The following is a 19,482-nucleotide window of genomic DNA, read 5'->3' as shown; positions in this document are numbered from 1 at the left end:
AGCGTTATGTTCTAACCTCTGATGGAGTTGTCGGCGGCAGCGCGCCGCCTAAGTGTTGAGCAAAGAAGCGCAGAATTGCGTTCAGTGCTTCGGCGCGCAGCGCGTCCCGCTCGAACAGGATCTCATGGCGTGCGCCGTTGATAACCCACGGGAGCCCCCCTTCGCAAGGGCGCCCCGCGTCTGACAGAGCCTGACAAAAAGCCTGGTGCGAACGGTTGTCGACTACCCGTTCTTCACCGGCCTGCAAAAGCAACAGCGGCGTGGTGATCTTCCCGGCCTGCGCGATAATCTGCCGGCCGGCGCGGATGCTCTCCCGCACCCAATGGTAGGTCGGCCCGCCCACCTGCAGCTCGGGGTAATCGGCATAATAACGCAGGCTGCGCCGGTAACGCTCGCGGCTATGGGTCAACACGTTGACCACATAGGGCAACGGACGCCACTGGCCGGTGCCCACCGCGTAATAGTCGCGGATCGCCGGGCGGGTCTCCGCCCAGTCGAGAATGCGATCGGCCAGCCAACCCGGCATCGGCAACCGGATGCCGAACATCGGCGCGCAAAACGCCGCCGCGTCGAACGCCTGCGGCCGGCGCTGCAGGAACTGCGCCAGGATCGCGCCGCCCATCGAATGCGCCAGCGCGAAGCGCTGCCGATAACCGTGCGATTCGACCTCGCGCAGCCACAGCTGTTCGAAATCGTCCACGTAGTCGGCGAAGTTTACCACATGACCGCGGTGCGTATCCGCCAGTAAACGCCCGGAACGCCCCTGGCCGCGATGATCGACGATCACCACGTCGTAGCCGCAGTGGAACAGATCGTAGGCCACCTCAGGGTATTTCACGTAGCTTTCGATGCGGCCGGGGCTGACCACCACCACTCGCTGATGCCGCGCAGAACTGAAGCGCACAAAGCGGATCGGCACGCCGTCCACGCCGCTGAATTCGCCTTCTTCGCGCTGCCGCCAGAAATCCAGCAGCGGCCCGGTGGCGAAGGCAGCGAACTGCGTTTCACGCGTTAACCAGTCATCGGAGCTGAGAGTGAACGAGGTCATCGAGAGCGTTTTCCCTGTGGGGCCGGCGGAAAATGTGACCGCTGGCACAAGAAATCATACTAGCGTATTGTGATTCAATTCTGACAAAAACAGCGCCGCCTCGGCGCATTGTGGCACAAAACGACACTTTCAGGGAGCCGAAGCACCATGACCTTGGACTGGTGGTTAACCTATCTGCTGACCACGCTTATCCTGAGCCTTTCCCCCGGCTCAGGCGCCATCAATACCATGAGCACCGGCATCAGCCACGGCTATCGCGGCGCCGCCGCCTCGATAGCCGGGCTGCAGGTCGGGCTGAGCGCGCACATCGTGCTGGTGGGCATCGGTCTCGGCGCGCTGATATCGCAATCGCTGCTGGCGTTCGAACTGTTGAAATGGTTGGGCGCCGCCTACCTGGTGTGGCTCGGCATCCAGCAGTGGCGCGCCGCCGGCGCGCTGGATCTGCATGCGCTGGCGGGCAGCATGCCGCGCCGCCGTCTGTTCCGCCGCGCGGTGCTGGTCAACCTGACCAACCCGAAAAGCATCGTGTTTCTCGCCGCGCTGTTCCCGCAGTTCATCTTGCCCAATCAGCCGCAGGCCGAGCAGTATCTGGTGCTCGGCGTCACCACCGTGGTGGTGGATATTCTGGTGATGATCGGTTACGCCACTTTGGCGACGCGCATCGCCGGCTGGCTGAGAACGCCGCGCCAGATGCAGTTGCTCAACCGACTGTTCGGTTCGCTGTTCATTCTGGTGGCGGGGCTGCTGGCGACTGCCCGCAAAGCCTGACAAAAAAGGCCGGGCATCGCTGCTCGGCCTTGGGCATTTCACTGCCGGTCAGCGGGTAAAGATCAGGTGTAATCCGAAGCCGGTAAACAGCACGCCCGCCACCCCGTCTATCCACTTGGCCAACCGCTGATAGCCGCGGCGCATCGCCGGCAGCGCGAACACCACCGCCACCAGGCTGAACCAGACAAAGGTCTCGGCGACGATCAGCAAGAACAGCCCCCAGCGCGCTCCGGCGCCAACGCTGTCGCCGACGAACAGCGAGAACACGCTGCCGAAATAGATCACCGCTTTCGGGTTGGACAGATTGGTCAGGAAGCCGCGAATAAAGCTGCGCCCGGCCTTGGGCAACGCCACCTGGGCCTCCGCTGCCGGCTGCGCTTGCTGCGCCCGCGCGGAACGCAGCAGTTGCCACCCCATCCAGCACAGGTACATCCCGCCGCCGACCATGATGATCTGATGCAGCCAGGCCATCTTCTGCAGGATCAGGTGCAGCCCCATCAACGCCACGCCGGCCCACACCACGATGCCGAGCGAAATGCCGACCACGCCCATCATCGCCTCGCGGCGCGAACGGCTGGCGGCGGTTTGCGACACAAAAAAGAAGTCCGGCCCCGGGCTCATCAGCGCAATCAGATGCACCAGCGCCACGGTGAGAAACAGCATTAGCATGATTTATCGCCCTCAGTCTTCGTCATTGTCGAGATGGTCGCGGATCATCGCCATAAAGGGCGCGCCGAAACGCTCCAGTTTGCGCTGGCCGACGCCGTTGACGCTCAGCAGATCGCCGGCCTTGATCGGCATCTGTTCGGCCATTTCCAGCAGCGTGGCGTCGTTGAACACCACGTAGGGAGGAATGTTTTCTTCGTCGGCGATCGACTTGCGCAGTTTGCGCAGCTTGGCGAACAGCTTGCGATCGTAATTGCCGCCGTAGGATTTCTGGTTGGCGCTGCTGCGCGACTTCAGGCTCTGAATGCGCGGCACCGCCAGCTGCAGCGCCACCTCGCCGCGCAACACCGGGCGCGCCGCCTCGGTCAATTGCAGCGCCGAGTGCATGGCGATGTTCTGGGTGATAAAACCCAGGTGGATCAGCTGACGCAGCACGCTGGTCCAGTGTTCGGTGGTCTGATCGCGGCCGATGCCGTACACCGGCAGCTTGTCGTGGCCATATTCGCGAATACGCTGGTTGTTGGCGCCGCGCAGCACTTCCACGATGTACCCGAGGCCAAAGCGCTGGCCGACGCGATACACGCAGGACAGCGCCTTGCGCGCGTCCTCCAGCCCGTCGTAGCGCTTGGGCGGATCGAGGCAGATATCGCAGTTGCCGCAGTTCTCGTGCTTGCCTTCGCCAAAGTAGTTGAGCAGCACCAGGCGGCGGCAGGTTTGCGCCTCGGCGAACGCCCCCATGGCGTTCAGCTTGTGGCGCTCGATGTCCAGCTGTTGCCCGGCGGGTTTCTCCTCCAGGCAGCGGCGCAGCCAGGCCATATCGGCCGGATCGTACAGCAGGATGGCTTCGGCCGGCAGGCCGTCGCGCCCGGCGCGGCCGGTCTCCTGATAATAGGATTCGATATTGCGCGGGATGTCGAAATGCACCACGAAACGCACGTTGGGTTTGTTGATGCCCATGCCGAAGGCGACGGTGGCCACCACCACCTGCAGATCGTCACGCTGGAACGCTTCCTGCACCTGGGCGCGGCGATCGTTGTCCAGCCCGGCGTGATAAGCGCCGACGCTCAGCCCGCGGCTTTGCAGGCGCGCAGCGGTGTCTTCCACCTTGGCGCGGCTGTTGCAATAGATAATGCCGCTCTTGCCGCGCTGATCCTGCACGAAGCGCCACAGCTGATCGAGCGGTTTGAATTTTTCCACCAGCGTGTAGCGGATGTTCGGCCGGTCGAAGCTGCTGACCTGCACCAGCGGATCCTGCAGCGACAGCAGGCGCACGATATCGCCGCGGGTGGCCTCGTCGGCGGTGGCGGTCAACGCGATCACCGGCATCGACGGGAAGCGCTGTTTCAGCTGACCCAGCGCGCGATATTCCGGCCGGAAATCGTGGCCCCATTGGGAGATGCAGTGCGCCTCATCCACCGCCAGCATCGCCGGCGGACAGTGATCGAGCAGGCTGAGGAAGCTTTCCATCATCAGCCGCTCCGGCGCGATGTACAGCATCTTGATGGTGCCGTTGCGGCAGCCGGCCATGACGTCCAGCTGCTCCTCGCGGGTTTGCGTCGAGTTGTAGCAGGCGGCGGAAACGCCGTAGGCCAACAGCTGATCGACCTGGTCCTTCATCAGCGAGATCAGCGGGGAAACCACCAGGGTCAGGCCGTCCATCACCAGCGCCGGGATTTGGTAGCACAACGACTTGCCGCCGCCGGTCGGCATCACCACCAGGCAATCCTGCCCGCCGATCGCGGCGTTGATAATCGTTTGTTGGCCCGGGCGGAATTGCTGGTAGCCGAAGGTATCGCGCAATACCTGCTCGGCCAGCAACTCTCTGTTAATCACTGCTGCGGTTGACACACACTTCCCCATTTTTTCATCGGTACACACCCATCGGGTATGATTACATAATATCGTTCAGCATGACACCAACGCCCACCCGTGTCTGCCGGAAGTTGTAGTCGATCAGCGATTCGCCGTAGCCGCTGAACACCTGGGTATAGAAACGCACGTTGCGGGTGATCGGGTAACTCCAGCCCAGTTCCGCGCCGCCGTAGCCGCTGTTCCAGTTGTAGTGGCTGTCGACGCTGAACACGCTGTCGCCCCAGGCGTAACCGACCTTCAACCGGTAGTATCCCATGTATTTGGTGATGTCCGGGTTGTCGTCGTTGCTCGAGCTCTCCGAGAAGCGGAACCAGGGCTTGAGATCCACCTGCCAGTTGCCATTTTGCGCCATCAGCCGCGCATAGCCGCGATTCCAGCTGCGCGACGTCGGATCCGAGCGGCCGTTAGACTGATGGTTAACGCCGATTTCAACATCGCGCAGCGTCCAGCCGGCAAAGCGGTAATCGGTCGCCCACCCCACGAACAGCTGCGGCTCGTAGTTGGTCTCGCGGAACGGCGAAGACTCGCCGCGGTTGGACAATTGCCACCAGGAGCGCTGAGTATAAGACGCGCCGAGCACCGAGTTGTCGCCGGCAATGCCCCGCCACAGCGGAAACGCCAGGCTAAGCTGGTATTTCACCTCGTCCTTGCGCGCCTTGTCGGCCCAGTTGTACGTCTTGATGGCTTCTTTGTTGATATCGCTGGTGTCGGTGTACAGCAGGTAATTGGGATCGTAAGGATACAGCGTGAATGGATTATCGTGCTCCTGCAGCAGGTTGGCGATAATGCTGCCGCGCACCGCCGGCTTATCGTGAATCTGCTGCTCTTTGGCTTCCTCAGCCAATGCCAGCGCCGGCATCAGCAGCGTGGCGGAAACGATCCCTGACAAAATGCGCATAACCTCTCCTTACTCCAACGAAAAAGGGCAAGCCCGGAAAAAATCAGGCCATTTTACACACAAAGGAGGATTTACCGCAGCGCGGTCCGGTTTTATTGGAATAGTCTGGAAAGCAACAAAGGTTAAGCATAAAATCAACATTCCATTAACCTGGACTGACCAGTTAGCTCCCTTAAAACGCAAAAGAAAAACGGAACCCCGCTATGTCGACCACTGCTCTGACCCTGGAAGCCGCCCGCCGCAAGATCGGCGAAATCTTTGTCTACCACATGCCGTTCAACCGCGAGCTTGGCCTGGAGCTGCGCCGCTTCGACGATGACTACGTCGAGCTGAGCTTTACCAACCAGCGCAAGCTGGTGGGCAACGCCGCGCAGGAAATTCTGCACGGCGGCGTGATCGCCGCGGTGCTCGACGTCGCCGCCGGGCTGGCTTGCGCCGGCGGCGTGCTGACGCGCCTGGAGCCGCTGATCGAAGAAGAGATCGCCGCCAAACTGTCGCGTATGGGCACCATCGATCTGCGCGTCGACTATCTGCGCCCCGGCCGCGGCGAACACTTCGTCGCCTCCGCCAGCGTGCTGCGCAGCGGCAACAAGGTCGCCGTCGCGCGCGTAGAACTGCATAACCACGACGGCCTGCATATCGCCACCGCTACCGCCACCTATCTGGTCGGCTGATGATTGTGTGCGGTGAGCGACTTCAGTACACTCACCGCATCTTACGTTCCCCACCAGAGTGACGTCATGGACGCAAAGCAAACGCGTCAGGGCATTTTCTTCGCCCTGGCCGCCTATTTTATGTGGGGCATCGCCCCGGCCTATTTCAAACTGATCCAGCAAGTATCCGCGGACGAGATCCTCACCCACCGGATCATCTGGTCGTTTTTCTTCATGCTGGCGCTGATCACGCTGGGCCGCAACTGGCAGAAAGTGCGCGCCGCCTGCCAAAACCGCAAACGGCTGCTGTTGCTGGCGGTCACCGCGCTGTTGATCGGCGGCAACTGGCTGCTGTTCATCTGGGCGGTGAACAATCACCATATGCTGGAAGCCAGCCTGGGCTACTTCATCAACCCGCTGGTTAACGTGCTGTTGGGGATGCTGTTTCTCGGCGAACGTTTCCGCCGCATGCAGTGGGTGGCGGTGGCGCTGGCGTTCACCGGGGTGCTGGTGCAGCTCTGGCAGTTCGGTTCGTTGCCGATCATCGGTCTGGGCCTGGCGTTCAGCTTCGCCTTCTACGGCCTGCTGCGCAAGAAAATCGCCATCGACGCGCAGACCGGCATGCTGATTGAAACGCTGTGGCTGCTGCCGGTGGCGGCGGGCTACCTGTTCCTGTTCGCCGACAGCCCCACCAGCCACCTGAGCGCCAACCCGTGGTCGCTGAATCTGCTGCTGGTCGCCGCCGGCATCGTCACCACCGTGCCGCTGCTGTGCTTCACCGCGGCGGCTACCCGGCTGCGCCTGTCGACGCTCGGTTTCTTCCAGTATCTCGGCCCGACGCTGATGTTCCTGCTGGCGGTCACCTTCTACGGCGAGACCGTCGGCCAGGACAAGCTGGTGACCTTCGGCTTTATCTGGGCGGCGCTGATCCTGTTCACCCTCGACGCGCTCTATACCCAGCGCAAGCTGCGCTGAGCCCGGCGCCGCCGGGTTACAGCCAGTTCTTGCGCTTGAAGTACAGGTAAGGGGCCAGGCCCGCCAGGATCATCAAGGTGATGGCGCCCGGGTAGCCGAACGACCATTTCAGTTCCGGCATGAATTCAAAGTTCATGCCGTAGCTGGAGGCCACCAGCGTAGGCGGCAGGAATACCACCGACACCACCGAGAAGATCTTGATGATGCGGTTCTGTTCGATGTTGATGAAGCCCATCGCCGCCTGCATCAGGAAGTTCACCTTCTGGAACAGCGATTCGTTGTGCGGCAGCAGGGATTCGATGTCGCGCAGCACTTCACGCGCCTGCTCCAGCTGGCCGGTCGGCAAACGCGCCTTGCGCACCAGGAAGTTGAGCGCGCGCTGGGTATCCATCAGACACAAACGCACCTTCCAGCCGATATCTTCCAGCTCCGCCAGCGTCGACAGCGCGGCGTCGTATTCGTCGCCCTGATGCCCTTCCATGATCACCCGGCTAAGCTGTTCCAGATCGCTGTAGATGTTCTCTATCTCATCCGCCAGCTGTTCAATCTTGGTTTCGAACAAATCCAGCAGCAGTTCGTAGGCGTTGCCTTCGAGCATGGTCTGGTTGCGGGCGCGCATGCGGTACAGGCGAAACGCCGGCAGTTCGCGCTCGCGCAGGGTATACAGGCGGCCGTCGCGGATGGTGAAGGCCACCGTGGAGTTGCCGGCGTGGTCTTCCGCATCTTCAAAGTAGAAGAAGGAGTGGATATGCAGACCGTCTTCGTCTTCGAAGAAACGGGCGGAGGCTTCGATGTCGTCCAGTTCGGGACGCGTCGCCAGGCTTTGTCCCAGCTCATTCTGCACGCGCTCACGCTCGCCCTCTTCCGGCTCGACCAGATCAACCCACAGCGATGACGTGAGATCATCCGAGTCGTCCAGTTCCAGACGGGACAAGCGGCGGTTATCTAATTTAAAAGCGCTCAGCATGTGCCAAAACTCCGTGAAGGTAACGGGTGCGGACAACGCGTTGAAGCACAGAAACAGAGGGGATGCGTATCACCGATTTGTTTCAGACCATGAAGAGATCTGACTCATAGCGACGCTTTGCGGGGTCGCCGACAACCACGAAGGCTATCAGCAAAAACGGAGAGCCTTAGAAGTTATACCTGCGGCGCAGGTCAGTGAGCCAGTATCTACTGGGTGTGTCCAAGGCGTCTGTCCTCAATGATAATAGTGCGCGCATGTTACGCCGAGAAGAAAAAGCCTGTCAACACGTTAGGCGGGATAATTGCGCAACAAATCATCACGATGATCAATGGCAGAAATGGCGCTTAAACCGTACTGAAAAAGTCGCGGCGATCGCTTACCACCTCCCAGAATGTTGCTAAGATGACATCACCCTAATGGTACGACAAGCATGCGGATTTAAACGATGAAACAGATTACCGCCCATGAACTGACCGCGATGAGCGAACAGGCCGCCAGCGTGGCCCGCCTGCGCGCGCACCGCACCTTACACGAAGAGCTGAGCGACCCGGTGCAACGCCTGGCGATCGCCATGGAACCCGGCACCTATATCCGCCCGCACCGCCACCCGCAAACCTGGGAGCTGCTGACGCCGCTGCGCGGCCGTTTCGTCGTGTTACAGTTCAACGATGACGGCGTCGTGACGCAGCGCACCCTGCTCGGCGAAGAAACCAAAGTGCTGGAGATGCCGGCCTTTACCTGGCATGCGGTGCTGTCGGTCGATGCCGGCGGCGTGGTGTTCGAAGTGAAGCAGGGACCGTATCAGGCGCTGACCGAAGAAGACTGCATGCCGTGGGCGCCGCAGGAAGGCGGCGAAGGTACCGAAGCAGTGATGCGCTGGTACGCCACCGCACAGGTCGGCGACCGCTACCCTCACTGATGGTGAACGATTGCAGGGGCTTGCCCCTGCAACGCCTCTCTCGTTAGACCGTTTCCAAACGCGCGTAGGCCGCCACCAGCCATTTGATGCCTTCACCCGGGAAGGCGATCTGCAGCCGGCTGTGCTCGCCGCTGCCCTCCAGATTGACGATGGTGCCTTCGCCAAACTTGGGATGGCGCACGCGCTGGCCCAGCTTATAGCCGGTATCGTTCTCGCTGATCGGCGTGCCCATGCGGCGGTGATTGACCGGGCGCGATACGCTGGCGCGCAGGCGCACTTCTTCCACGCACTCCTCCGGCAGTTCGCCGATAAAGCGCGACGGCCGATGGTAAACCTCTTTGCCGTACAGACGGCGCGTTTCGGCATAGGTCAGCGTCAGCTTCTGCATGGCACGCGTTACGCCCACATAGGCCAGACGGCGCTCCTCCTCCAGACGGCCGCCTTCATCCAGCGACATCTGGCTCGGGAACATGCCCTCTTCCATGCCGACGATAAACACCAGCGGGAACTCCAGCCCCTTGGCCGAGTGCAGAGTCATCAGCTGCACCGCGTCCTGATAGGCGTCGGCCTGGCCTTCGCCCGCTTCCAGCGCCGCATGCGACAGGAACGCCTGCAGCGGCATCAGATCCTGATCTTCGTCCTGATAGCTGAACTGGCGCGTCGCCGTCACCAGTTCCTCGAGGTTTTCGATACGCGCCTGCCCCTTCTCGCCCTTCTCCTGTTCATACATGATGAACAGCCCGGAGTCGCGGATCACCCGGTCGGTCTGCACATGCAGCGGCATGTCGGCGGTTTCATGCGCCAGCGATTCCACCAGTTCGATGAAACGCTGCAGCGCCGACGCGGCGCGGCCGGCCAACACCTTGTCCTGCATCAGCTCGCGCGTCGCCTGCCACAGCGTCAGCTGGCGATCGCGCGCCGCCTGGCGCACCACGTCGAGGGTGCGATCGCCGATGCCGCGCGTCGGGGTATTGACCACGCGCTCGAAGGCTGCGTCGTCGTTGCGGTTGGAAATGAGGCGCAGGTAAGCCAGCGCATCCTTGATTTCCTGGCGTTCGAAGAAGCGCTGGCCGCCGTAGATGCGGTACGGCATCGCCGTCTGCAACAGCGCCTCTTCCAGCACGCGCGACTGGGCGTTGCTGCGGTACAGGATGGCGCAGTCGTTCAGCGCGCCGCCGTTGTCTTGCCAGGTCTTGATGCGGTTGACCACGAAGCGCGCTTCGTCGAGTTCGTTGAAGGCGCAGTAGAGGGAAATCGGCTCGCCTTCACCGCCTTCGGTCCACAGGTTTTTGCCCATGCGCCCGTCGTTGTTGGCGATCAGGGTGTTGGCCGCTTTCAGGATGTTGCTGGTGGAGCGGTAGTTCTGCTCCAGGCGGATGGTTTCCGCGCCGGGGAAATCTTTCAGGAAGCGCTGGATGTTTTCCACCTGCGCGCCGCGCCAACCGTAGATTGACTGGTCATCGTCGCCGACGATCATCACGCTGCTGTTGCCGCCCGCCAGCAGGCGGATCCAGGCGTACTGGATGCTGTTGGTATCCTGGAATTCATCCACCAGCACGTTGGTGAAACGCTCGCGGTAGTGGTTGAGGATATGCGGCTTGTTCAGCCACAGCTCGTGCGCGCGCAGCAGCAGCTCGGCGAAATCCACCAGCCCCGCGCGATCGCAGGCTTCCTGATAGGCCTGGTAGATGCGCAGCCAGGTGGCCTCCACCGGGTTGTTGTAGGTTTCGACGTGCTGCGGGCGCAGGCCCTCATCTTTCTTGCCGTTGATGTACCACATCGCCTGACGCGGCGGCCACTGCTTCTCGTCGACGTTCAGCGCCTTGATGATGCGCTTGAGCAACCGCAGCTGGTCATCGCTGTCGAGGATCTGGAAATCCTGCGGCAGGTTGGCTTCCAGGTGGTGGGCGCGCAACAGACGATGCGCCAGGCCGTGGAAGGTGCCGATCCACATGCCGCCCTGGCTGGTGCCGATCAGATGTTCGATTCGGTGACGCATTTCCGCCGCCGCCTTGTTGGTGAAGGTCACCGCCATAATCGAATACGGCGAGCAGTTCTCCACCGACAGCAGCCAGGCGATGCGATGCACCAGCACCCGTGTCTTGCCGCTGCCCGCTCCGGCCAGAACCAACAGGTTGCTGCGCGGCGCCGCCACGGCTTCACGTTGTTTTTCATTCAGGCTGTCGAGCAGATCGGAGACGTCCATAGGCACCACTAATGGTTAAGGGAAAACCCGCCGGTGACGAGTTTTTCACTGGAAATTTATACAGAGTTCTGGCAGGGATTATAACAATGCTGTCAGCGATGCCAACTGCGAAATCTCAATATGCGGCAGCAGGCGGCTGTCGGCGGCCTGCATCAGGCAGCGTTGCCGATCGTTGATCCAACAGGCCTGCAGCCCCGCGCGCAGCGCGCCGGCGACGTCGGTAGTCAGATCGTCGCCCACGTGCAGGATCTGCCCGGGCGCCACGCCCAGCCGTTCGACGGCCAGGTGATACATGTCTTGATACGGCTTGGCGCGCCCGTCCGGCCCGGATCGCAACACGAACTGGAAGTAACCGTCCAGGCCGCACTGCGCCGGATCGGCGTTACCGTTGGTGATCGCCACCAGCGGGTAGCGCGCGGCCAGCGCCTTCAGCGTGGCGTGGGTCGCTTCCGGCACCTCGATGCGGCTGCGCCACAGCGCGAAGTTTTGCATCGCCGCATCGGCTCCGATCGCGGCTTCGGCGTCGCGCAGCCCCTGCCGGCTCAGCGCCAGATGAATGGCGCGCCAGCGCCACTGGGTGACGTCGTGGTAGATCTCCGGATCCTGCTCACGCAGCTCCTGGCGCAGACGGTGGAAATCCGCCGACTGGAAGCTGTTCAGGCCGGGATGGTAGCTCTGCAGGAAGGCCACCGACTGCTGCTCGGTTTGCCGGATCACCGGACGGTTGTCATACAGCGTGTCGTCCAGATCGAAAGTCAGCGCCGCCAGCGGGCGCAGCGGGCGATAAAAATGCATCAGGATTTCCCCCGTTTGGCGCGCGGATGCGCGGCATCGTACACGTTCGCCAGATGTTGAAAGTCGAGGTGGGTATAAATTTGCGTGGTGGTCAGGTTGGCGTGGCCGAGCAGCTCCTGCACCGCGCGCAGGTCGCCGCTGGACTCCAGCATGTGGGTAGCAAAGGAGTGACGCAGTTTGTGCGGGTGAATGTGGCTGTTGACGCCCTGTTTCACGCCCCATTCGGCGAAGCGCTTTTGCACGTTGCGCGTCGAGATGCGTCGCCCCTGATTGGACAGAAACATCGCATCATCCTGCGGCCCAAACAGATCGCGCATCGCCAGCCAGTGTTCCAGCCAGGTGACGGCGGTGCGTCCGATCGGCAGTTTACGCTCTTTGCTGCCTTTCCCCATCACCCACACCTCGCCGGCCGCCATATCGACATGGCGGCAATCCAGCCCCACCAGCTCGGAAAGACGCAGGCCGGCGCCGTACATCACCTCCAGCATGGCGCGATCGCGCACCGCCAGCGGATCGTTGAGATCGATCTCCAGCAGTTGGTTCATTTCATCGACGTCGATATTTTTCGGCAGATGGCGACCGCTGCGCGGCGTGCGGATGCCTTTGGCCGGGTTGGCGTGCAGCACGCCCTGGCTGACCAGCCAGTCGAGGAAACTGCGCAACGAAGAGAGCCGCAGCGCCAGGCTGGCGGACTGCAGGCCGGCGCGTTTGCTGCGCGCCGCCAGCATGCGCACCCGGGCGGCATCCAGCGCCGCCCAGTCGGTGACGCCGATCTCCTGCGCCAGGCACATCAGCGCCGTCAGCTGGCGTGAATAGCTGAGCTGCGTCAGCGGGCTGAGTTGCCGTTCTACCTTGAGATAACGCAGAAAAGCGTCCACCGGCTGCTGCAGGCTGGGCGCAATCGGCGTCATGCGCGTTCGATCCAGCGTTCCAGCAGTTCCGGCAGCATGCGCGCCAGTTGATTGAGCATTACCGTGCCCATGCCCTGCTGATAATGTTGCGTATCGCGGCTGCTGAAGATCACCATGCCCAGCTCGCCATCGTCGCCCAGCATCGACAGCGCTACCGAACCAATCTGGCCGATCTGTTTGGCCTGCGGCAACAGCAGCAGCAGTTCGGGGCCGTTCAGGCCGCCGAGGTAGTGTTGTTCGCTGCCCAGCCGCTGGATGCGGAACGGCTCGAACGCCGAACGCGTCAGCGCCAGATGGGTGAAATCGGAAGGCGCGCCGATATTCCAGCGCTCGGCGAACAGGCGCACCGTGGCGCCGGCCAAACCGAAGCCGCGCGCCCAGCGCTGCAGCCGGTTGAGCATGTCCTGCAGGCTGTCGGCGGTGGCCAAATCGGCCTGCAGGTGCAGCAACCGGGCGAACAGCCCTTCGTTGGCGCTGGCCTGCTCCATCAGCAGCGTGATCTCTTCTTCCAGCCGTTCGATGTGATTGCGCTGGCGGGCCAGATGCCATTCCACCAGCGAAACGGTGCCGCGCACCGGGTGCGGCACGCGCATCTGCTCAACCTGGCGCGCGTTGCGAATAAAGAAATCCGGGTTCTGCAGCAGATACTGCATCACGGTGTCGTCATCCAGCGCCAGGCCGGCGACGCTCTGTTCTTCTACGCTTTTCATAGATGAATAAATCCGTCATAGACATGGGTTGCCGGACCGGTCATAAACAGCGGGTTGCCCGGCCCTTTCCAGCGAATATGCAGGCTGCCGCCCGGCAGCTCTACATGCACTTCTTCTGACAGCAATTCCTGTTGGATCCCCACCGCCACCGCCGCACAGGCGCCGCTGCCGCAGGCCTGCGTTTCACCGGCGCCGCGCTCATAAACGCGCAGCTTGATATGATCGCGGCTGACCACCTGCATAAAGCCGATGTTGGCCCGTTCCGGGAAGCGTTCATGCCCTTCCAGCTCCGGCCCGAGCAGCTCCACCTTGGCGGTGTTTACGTCGTCCACCTGCAAAACACAATGCGGGTTGCCCATCGACACCACGCCGCACAACACGGTATGTTCCGCCGCGCGCATGATGTAGGTCTTTTCAGCCTTGGCGGCGCGGAACGGCACCGCCTGCGGGTCGAAATTCGGCTCACCCATGTTGACGCACACCAGATCGTCGTCGGTGACGCTGAGCACCATGCGCCCGGTTTGGGTGCTGACGCGGATGTCGCGTTTGTTGGTCAGCCCTTTCAGCCGCACGAAGCGCGCGAAGCAACGCGCGCCGTTGCCGCACTGCGCCACTTCGCTGCCGTCGGCGTTAAAAATTCGGTAGTGAAAATCCAGTTCGGGATCGTAAGGCGGTTCTACCACCAGCATCTGGTCAAAGCCGACGCCCAGGTGCCGATCGGCCAGCCGGCGGATCAGCTCAGGTGAAAAATAGACATTCTGTGTAACGGCATCGACCACCATAAAGTCGTTGCCCAGACCGTGCATTTTGGAGAACTGCATATCATACTCCGCTATCTGGACGCGCTATCCGTCTTGATTTTACGGCGGCGCTCGCCACCGCAAACAGGGTGTTACTGGTCAACCATCGACGGTTTTTGCTGAGAGCCAGACTGCTCCTGCTGGTTCTTTTGCACCTGATCGCCCGTTTGCACCGGCGGCTTGGCCGGTTTTTGGCTGGCGGGGTCGGCAGGCGGGAAGTAAAGCGGGCCTTTCAGACCACAGCCGGCGAGGCCGGTAACCAGAACTGCCATCAGCGCATAGCGTAGTTGTTTTTTCATTTGCATTAATGCCTGTAATTCATGCGTCCAAGGTCTCTATAATCGCAGGTGGATCATGAAAAGCAATAGGAATTGAATATGAACGACAGCGAGTTTCACCAGTTGGCCGACCAGCTGATGCTGAATATTGAAGAGACACTGGACGATTTTGACGGCGATGCGGACATCGATTACGAAACCAATGGCGGCGTGATGACGCTGAGCTTCGAAAACGGCACCAAAATTGTCATCAACCGCCAGGAGCCGCTGCACCAGGTGTGGCTCGCCACCAAGGCCGGCGGTTACCACTTCAACTACCGCGACGGCGTCTGGTTATGCGATCGCAGCGGGCAGCCGTTTTACCAACTGCTCAGCGAAGCGGCCAGCGCGCAGGCCGGTGAGGAACTGCGTTTTTCCTGAGGCAATGCGGGGCTCGGCCACCGAGCCCTTGCGGCGTCAATGCAGCTGGAACTGCTGCTTCAGCGGCTGAGCGGCGCCGTCGGCCACCGTCACGCACAGGCTGGACAGCACGTTGCTGCGGAACGGGATCACCTGCGTGCGCCCGTCGAGCTGCACGATTTGATAGAACTGCGGCAGGTTAAAGTTGATGAAGCTGGAGCCGTAGGTGAAACGATCGTGCGATGAAGAGTAGAAGCGGCTGACGTCGCGCACCAGCTCTTCTTTACTGCCCTCGCAGTGGTGATACACCTCCACCCGATTCGACTCGTCCAGAATATAGATGTTGAAACCCTTGTCATCCGAGGTGTCTTCGAAGAAGAACTGGATGATCCCTTCGCTGGCGAAGCCGTCCACCACCGGCGGCAGATGCACCTGATCGGTTTCCACCTTGATAGACAGGCCGTGCAGCTTGTTGTTGGAGATGGCACCGTAAAACTCCACCGCATTCTCCAGTTTTTGCACCGACACGCTCAGGCGCTCGAAGAACAGCCCCCAGGTCTGCCCGGCGACGCGCACCGCCTTGAAGCGGCCGGGTTCCAGCCGGGTGCTGGACAGGCGCAGCTCGATGCATTCCGATACCAACTGCTGAATGCGGGTGCGGATCAGGCCGCGCAGGTGCTGGCTGTAGCAGAACACTTCCACCGACTCCGGCGGTGCGGCGTCCTGATGCATTTTGCCGAGAATGGTTTTCAGCGCTTCCAGCACCGACTGCTCGCCGCTGAAATGCAGAGTGCGCACCTCGTTCCAGGAGTTGCGGTACAGCAGATCGATGCTGCCCACCAGACACTGCTGCTGCTGGCCGAAGCTGAACACGTCCAGTTTGCGGAAATCGAAGTGCACCACCTGATTGCGGAACGCGGCGGTCGGATCGTTTTCCAGATTGACGATGATCGCCAGATGGCGAATCTCGCACGGGCTGTACAGCGCTTTCGGCGTCGGCGCCGGCAGGCGCAGCGGGAAGTGATGGGAAACGTCGGCCACCAGCTCCTGCAGCTTGGCGGTATCGCACAGGTTGCCGCTCTTGATGTGCAGGCGGGTCTGCGGCGTCAGCAGGCCGTTGAAATAGGCCCAGGCCACCAGCTTGTTCAGGTAGCGGTTATATTCCAGCGGCTGATGGCTGACTATCGAATCCATGGCCGGTGCCTGATTATACAGGTACCAGCCGGTGCGGTTGGCGCGGCCAACCGGCACATGAATAAAGGTTAAGTCGTTTTCCGACAGGTCCGGCGAAATCTGCGGGTTCACCAGCGTCACCTTGCCGGGCAGCGCTTCGAACGCCGCATACAGTTTGCGGGTCAGCACGCCGATATCCTGCGGGCTGGCGCTGACGCTGAGGTTATTGCGGCGGGCGAAACGGATCAGGTTGCGGTAGCTCTGCATCATCGCATCGAGCAACTCGTTATGCGCTTCGCGCACCCGCTCGATCTTCCAGTTGGCACGGTTGTCCAGCATCGCCAGACGCTCTTCGCTCCAGCCCCACTCGCTGACCAGTTGGCTGAGGATCTCGCGCCGCCAGCCGACGCAGGCCTTGGCCAGCGACAGCTTTTCACACACTTTCAGGTAGAAACAGCGGCGGGCCAGATCGAGGCGGGTGGTGTCGTTGATGTCGGTCAGATAGCGGGTCACGCGCTCGAGCATCATGCAGTAGGCGTCGAGCCCGAAGCTGACGATCTCGCCCTGGTGCAGGCGATGTTTGATGTCCGTCGCCAGCAGCTGGGTATTGGGGTATTCCCAGGAATAGGCTTCCAGCAGCAGGGTTTTCAGCACCGCCTTGTAAGGCGAATCGATGCTCTTGTACAGCTGCCACAGGCTGGCGCCGAAGTACTCTTCCGCCGACAGCGAACTCAGGCCGCCGAGATCCAGCCACTCGTTCGGCGTCAGCGCGCCCTGCGCGTACAGCGACAGCACGTATTCATCGTAGTGCGCTTCTTCTTCGCCCGGCACCATGTTCCACAGGATGCGTTTGCCGGCCAGGCGCACCGCGGTGCGGTAGAACTCGTCCAGCAACAGGATGTGCTGCGTCGAGCCGCAGTCTTCGCCGCCCAGGCTGCCGCTTTCATTATGGCGGAAACGGTTTTCGTCGATCAGGAAGAAGCTGACCTCCACCCCCATCGAGGCGGCCCACTTCTCAAGCAGGCTGCATTTTTGCTGCAGGCGGGTGCGTTCTTCGTTGTCCAGCCAGGACTGGTGGCAGACCCAGATATCGAGATCCGAGCTGCAGCTTTGGCCGATAGACGAGGTGCTACCCATCGAATAGACGCCGGTGATCGGCAGCTCGCCGCTGGCCGGTTTGTCAAACGGGCTGCCCCATTTGTCTTCTAAATCGTTCAGGTAATCTTGTTGAGTTTCATCAGGCGTGTAGAGGCAAATGCCGTGGGGAACGTTACCGTTCAGGTAACCCGGCATCAGCGGGTGGTGGTGGTGCAGTAAGGTGGGCAGCAGACTGTATACCCGTTGAAACGCGGGCTTCATAGCCGCCAGGGCGCGATCGACGCGTAGCTGATTGATCGCATCCAGTCTCTGCTTCAATGTCTCGATGTAGAGGTACAAGACGTCTCGCCTGATTATCCCGGTGTTTAGAAAAAAACCCGTATTCCATAAGCGCCGTTAGTGTAAGAAGAATATTTGGCGACTTATTGCTGGAAACGTGATCAATTTAACACCTTGCTGATTGACCGTAAAGGAGGTAACGCTTCACAATTATTGTAGCGCTTCCCTAAACGATTTACCCGCAGTGTTAACTGCCCCAAAGCACATCACACGTCCCTTTGATTCCGTTGTCCTTTTTCCGCCTCCGGCTTCTTGCACTGACAGTATTGGCTCTCAGTGGTAGGATGGATGGCGAAATATAAAAACGGTAACAAGCATGTTAGACAAAATTATTCGAATTGCCACCCGACAAAGCCCGCTTGCTCTTTGGCAAGCACATTATGTGCAGCAACGTCTGATGGCCTGCCATCCCGGCCTGCAGGTCGAGTTGGTGCCGATGGTCACCCGCGGCGACGTTATTCTGGATACGCCGTTGGCGAAAGTCGGCGGTAAAGGCCTGTTTGTTAAAGAACTCGAGCTGGCGCTGCTGGAAGGCCGCGCCGACATCGCCGTGCATTCGATGAAAGACGTGCCGGTCGATTTCCCTGCCGGGCTCGGTTTGACCACCATTTGCGAACGCGAAGATCCGCGCGACGCTTTTGTTTCCAATCGTTTCGCCTCGCTCGATCAGCTGCCGCAGGGCAGCGTAGTCGGCACCTCCAGCCTACGCCGCCAGTGCCAGCTGCGTGAACGCCGCCCGGATCTGATCGTGCGCGACCTGCGCGGCAACGTCGGCACTCGCCTGGCCAAGCTGGACAACGGCGACTACGACGCGATTATCCTGGCGGTGGCCGGCCTGAAGCGTTTAGGTCTGGAGCAACGCATCCGCAGCCCGCTGAGCGCCGAAGAGTGTCTGCCGGCGGTCGGCCAGGGTGCGGTCGGCATTGAATGCCGCCTCGACGACAGCGTCACCCGCGCGCTGCTGGCGCCGCTGAACCATGCGGCCACCGAAACCCGCGTGCGCGCCGAACGGGCGATGAACACCCGCCTGGAAGGCGGCTGCCAGGTACCGATCGGCAGCTATGCCGAACTGGATGGCGACAGCCTGTGGCTGCGCGCGCTGGTCGGCGCGCCGGACGGCAGCCAGATGGTGCGCGGGGAGCGCCGCGGCCCGGCCGCCGAGGCCGAACGGATGGGCGTTGAGCTGGCGGAAGAGCTGCTGGCGCGCGGCGCGCGCGAGATCCTGCGCGAAGTTTATCAGGGAAATCCGCCGGCATGACCATTCTGGTAACCCGCCCATCGCCTTCGGGAGAGCTGCTGGTGAGCCGGCTGCGCGCGCTCGGCCGGGTTGCCTATCATGCACCGCTGATCGACTTCGCCCCCGGCGGCGATCTGCCGAAGCTGCCGCAGGCGTTGCAGCAGCTTAGCGCCGGCGATCTGGTGTTCGTGCTATCGCAGCATTCGGTGAGTTATGCCGATTCGGTTATCGGCCGCGCCGGGCTGAGCTGGCCCGCGCACCTGACTTATTACGCCATCGGTCGCACCACCGGGCTGGCGCTGCACCGCATCAGCAGTTTGCCGGTGGAGTACCCGCGCGAACGCGAGATCAGCGAAACGCTGCTGCTGCTGCCGGCGCTGCAAAAGCTGGCGGGCAAACGCGCGCTGATTTTGCGCGGCAACGGCGGCCGCGAACTGTTGGGGTCGACGCTGAGCGAGCGCGGCGCCGACGTCAGCTATTATGAATGTTATCAACGCAGCCCGGTGCACTATGACGGCAGCGAGCAAAGCGCCCACTGGCAGCGCGCCGGTGTGGATACGCTGGTGGTGACCAGCGGTGAAATGTTACAACAGCTCTATACTTTAGTTCCTGATTACTATCGTTCTTCATGGCTGCTGCGTTGCCGCCTGGTAGTAGTGAGCGAACGCCTGGCTACCCTCGCCCGGGACTTGGGCTGGCGTACGATTCGGGTAGCTGACAACGCCGATAATGACGCGCTGATCCGCGCGCTACAATAATCTGACTATGGG

The 19,482-nt window shown here is 61.5% G+C and carries 19 protein-coding genes; 7 read left to right on the top strand and 12 right to left on the bottom strand.

Annotation, left to right across the window (positions count from 1 at the left end; all coding sequences use genetic code 11):
- Positions 1–4: 4 nt before the first annotated feature.
- The gene (gene pldB, locus AC2CGI_RS21005) at positions 5–1,048 is read right to left on the bottom strand and encodes a lysophospholipase L2 (RefSeq protein ID WP_015376271.1); all 1,044 of its coding nucleotides are present in this window, start codon (positions 1,046–1,048) and stop codon (positions 5–7) included.
- A 147-nt stretch (positions 1,049–1,195) separates the two neighbouring features.
- Here pldB and rhtB point away from each other — a divergent pair, with 147 nt between their 5' ends.
- Positions 1,196–1,816, top strand: coding sequence for a homoserine/homoserine lactone efflux protein (gene rhtB / locus AC2CGI_RS21000; protein WP_004934282.1), 621 nt, complete (start codon positions 1,196–1,198; stop codon positions 1,814–1,816).
- A 48-nt stretch (positions 1,817–1,864) separates the two neighbouring features.
- Here rhtB and rhtC read toward each other — a convergent pair whose 3' ends face one another.
- The 3 genes from rhtC to pldA are packed head-to-tail and all read right to left on the bottom strand — an operon-like array spanning position 1,865 to position 5,252.
- Positions 1,865–2,485 (bottom strand): threonine export protein RhtC, encoded by a 621-nt coding sequence (rhtC, locus tag AC2CGI_RS20995; protein ID WP_004934276.1) that lies wholly within the window; start codon positions 2,483–2,485, stop codon positions 1,865–1,867.
- Positions 2,486–2,497: 12 nt separating this feature from the next.
- A complete protein-coding gene (gene recQ, locus AC2CGI_RS20990; protein ID WP_076741142.1) occupies positions 2,498–4,330 on the bottom strand; it encodes an ATP-dependent DNA helicase RecQ in 1,833 nt (610 codons plus the stop codon).
- A 43-nt stretch (positions 4,331–4,373) separates the two neighbouring features.
- Positions 4,374–5,252 carry a phospholipase A gene (gene pldA, locus AC2CGI_RS20985; RefSeq protein ID WP_004934270.1) on the bottom strand — a complete coding sequence of 293 codons (879 nt, stop codon included), beginning with the start codon at positions 5,250–5,252 and terminating at the stop codon, positions 4,374–4,376.
- Positions 5,253–5,455: 203 nt separating this feature from the next.
- On the opposite strand from pldA, the gene AC2CGI_RS20980 reads away from it, so the two are divergent.
- The gene (locus AC2CGI_RS20980; protein ID WP_033631494.1) at positions 5,456–5,926 is read left to right on the top strand and encodes a thioesterase family protein; all 471 of its coding nucleotides are present in this window, start codon (positions 5,456–5,458) and stop codon (positions 5,924–5,926) included.
- Positions 5,927–5,992: 66 nt separating this feature from the next.
- Positions 5,993–6,880 (top strand): EamA family transporter RarD, encoded by an 888-nt coding sequence (rarD, locus tag AC2CGI_RS20975; RefSeq protein ID WP_033631492.1) that lies wholly within the window; start codon positions 5,993–5,995, stop codon positions 6,878–6,880.
- Positions 6,881–6,896: 16 nt separating this feature from the next.
- Here the strand turns inward: rarD and corA are convergent, their stop codons facing one another.
- Positions 6,897–7,847 carry a magnesium/cobalt transporter CorA gene (gene corA, locus AC2CGI_RS20970; protein ID WP_004934262.1) on the bottom strand — a complete coding sequence of 317 codons (951 nt, stop codon included), beginning with the start codon at positions 7,845–7,847 and terminating at the stop codon, positions 6,897–6,899.
- A 445-nt stretch (positions 7,848–8,292) separates the two neighbouring features.
- On the opposite strand from corA, the gene AC2CGI_RS20965 reads away from it, so the two are divergent.
- On the top strand, positions 8,293–8,766 hold the full coding sequence (locus AC2CGI_RS20965) for a WbuC family cupin fold metalloprotein (RefSeq protein WP_004934257.1): 474 nt from the start codon (positions 8,293–8,295) through the stop codon (positions 8,764–8,766).
- Between the two features lie 43 nt (positions 8,767–8,809).
- On the opposite strand, the gene uvrD is transcribed toward AC2CGI_RS20965, so the two are convergent.
- The 6 genes from uvrD to lptM form a co-directional block, all read right to left on the bottom strand.
- A complete protein-coding gene (uvrD, locus tag AC2CGI_RS20960) occupies positions 8,810–10,972 on the bottom strand; it encodes a DNA helicase II (protein ID WP_015376268.1) in 2,163 nt (720 codons plus the stop codon).
- A gap of 78 nt (positions 10,973–11,050) precedes the next feature.
- Entirely contained in the window at positions 11,051–11,767 is a 717-nt protein-coding gene (gene yigB / locus AC2CGI_RS20955) for a 5-amino-6-(5-phospho-D-ribitylamino)uracil phosphatase YigB (protein WP_015376267.1), read from the bottom strand.
- Positions 11,767–12,678 carry a tyrosine recombinase XerC gene (gene xerC / locus AC2CGI_RS20950; protein WP_015376266.1) on the bottom strand — a complete coding sequence of 304 codons (912 nt, stop codon included), beginning with the start codon at positions 12,676–12,678 and terminating at the stop codon, positions 11,767–11,769. Before xerC ends, yigB begins: the two co-directional genes overlap by 1 nt.
- A complete protein-coding gene (locus tag AC2CGI_RS20945) occupies positions 12,675–13,388 on the bottom strand; it encodes a DUF484 domain-containing protein (protein WP_004934247.1) in 714 nt (237 codons plus the stop codon). Before AC2CGI_RS20945 ends, xerC begins: the two co-directional genes overlap by 4 nt.
- The gene (dapF, locus tag AC2CGI_RS20940) at positions 13,385–14,209 is read right to left on the bottom strand and encodes a diaminopimelate epimerase (protein WP_076741143.1); all 825 of its coding nucleotides are present in this window, start codon (positions 14,207–14,209) and stop codon (positions 13,385–13,387) included. The genes AC2CGI_RS20945 and dapF overlap by 4 nt, the downstream gene beginning before the upstream one ends.
- 71 nt (positions 14,210–14,280) lie before the next feature.
- Entirely contained in the window at positions 14,281–14,487 is a 207-nt protein-coding gene (gene lptM / locus AC2CGI_RS20935; protein ID WP_004934241.1) for an LPS translocon maturation chaperone LptM, read from the bottom strand.
- A gap of 78 nt (positions 14,488–14,565) precedes the next feature.
- On the opposite strand from lptM, the gene cyaY reads away from it, so the two are divergent.
- Positions 14,566–14,886 (top strand): iron donor protein CyaY, encoded by a 321-nt coding sequence (gene cyaY / locus AC2CGI_RS20930; RefSeq protein WP_015376263.1) that lies wholly within the window; start codon positions 14,566–14,568, stop codon positions 14,884–14,886.
- Between the two features lie 36 nt (positions 14,887–14,922).
- Here the strand turns inward: cyaY and AC2CGI_RS20925 are convergent, their stop codons facing one another.
- Positions 14,923–17,475 (bottom strand): class I adenylate cyclase, encoded by a 2,553-nt coding sequence (locus AC2CGI_RS20925; RefSeq protein ID WP_019452546.1) that lies wholly within the window; start codon positions 17,473–17,475, stop codon positions 14,923–14,925.
- Positions 17,476–17,791: 316 nt separating this feature from the next.
- Between AC2CGI_RS20925 and hemC the strand changes: the two genes are divergently transcribed.
- A complete protein-coding gene (gene hemC / locus AC2CGI_RS20920; RefSeq protein ID WP_004934233.1) occupies positions 17,792–18,733 on the top strand; it encodes a hydroxymethylbilane synthase in 942 nt (313 codons plus the stop codon).
- Positions 18,730–19,470 (top strand): uroporphyrinogen-III synthase, encoded by a 741-nt coding sequence (gene hemD, locus AC2CGI_RS20915; protein WP_015376261.1) that lies wholly within the window; start codon positions 18,730–18,732, stop codon positions 19,468–19,470. Before hemC ends, hemD begins: the two co-directional genes overlap by 4 nt.
- The last annotated feature ends 12 nt before the right edge of the window (positions 19,471–19,482 follow it).

It is taken from the genome of Serratia sp. LSHTC3, from assembly GCF_057197125.1.
The sequence above is the reverse complement of the archived record's forward strand: the minus strand, read 5'-3'. Positions and strand labels throughout refer to the sequence as shown.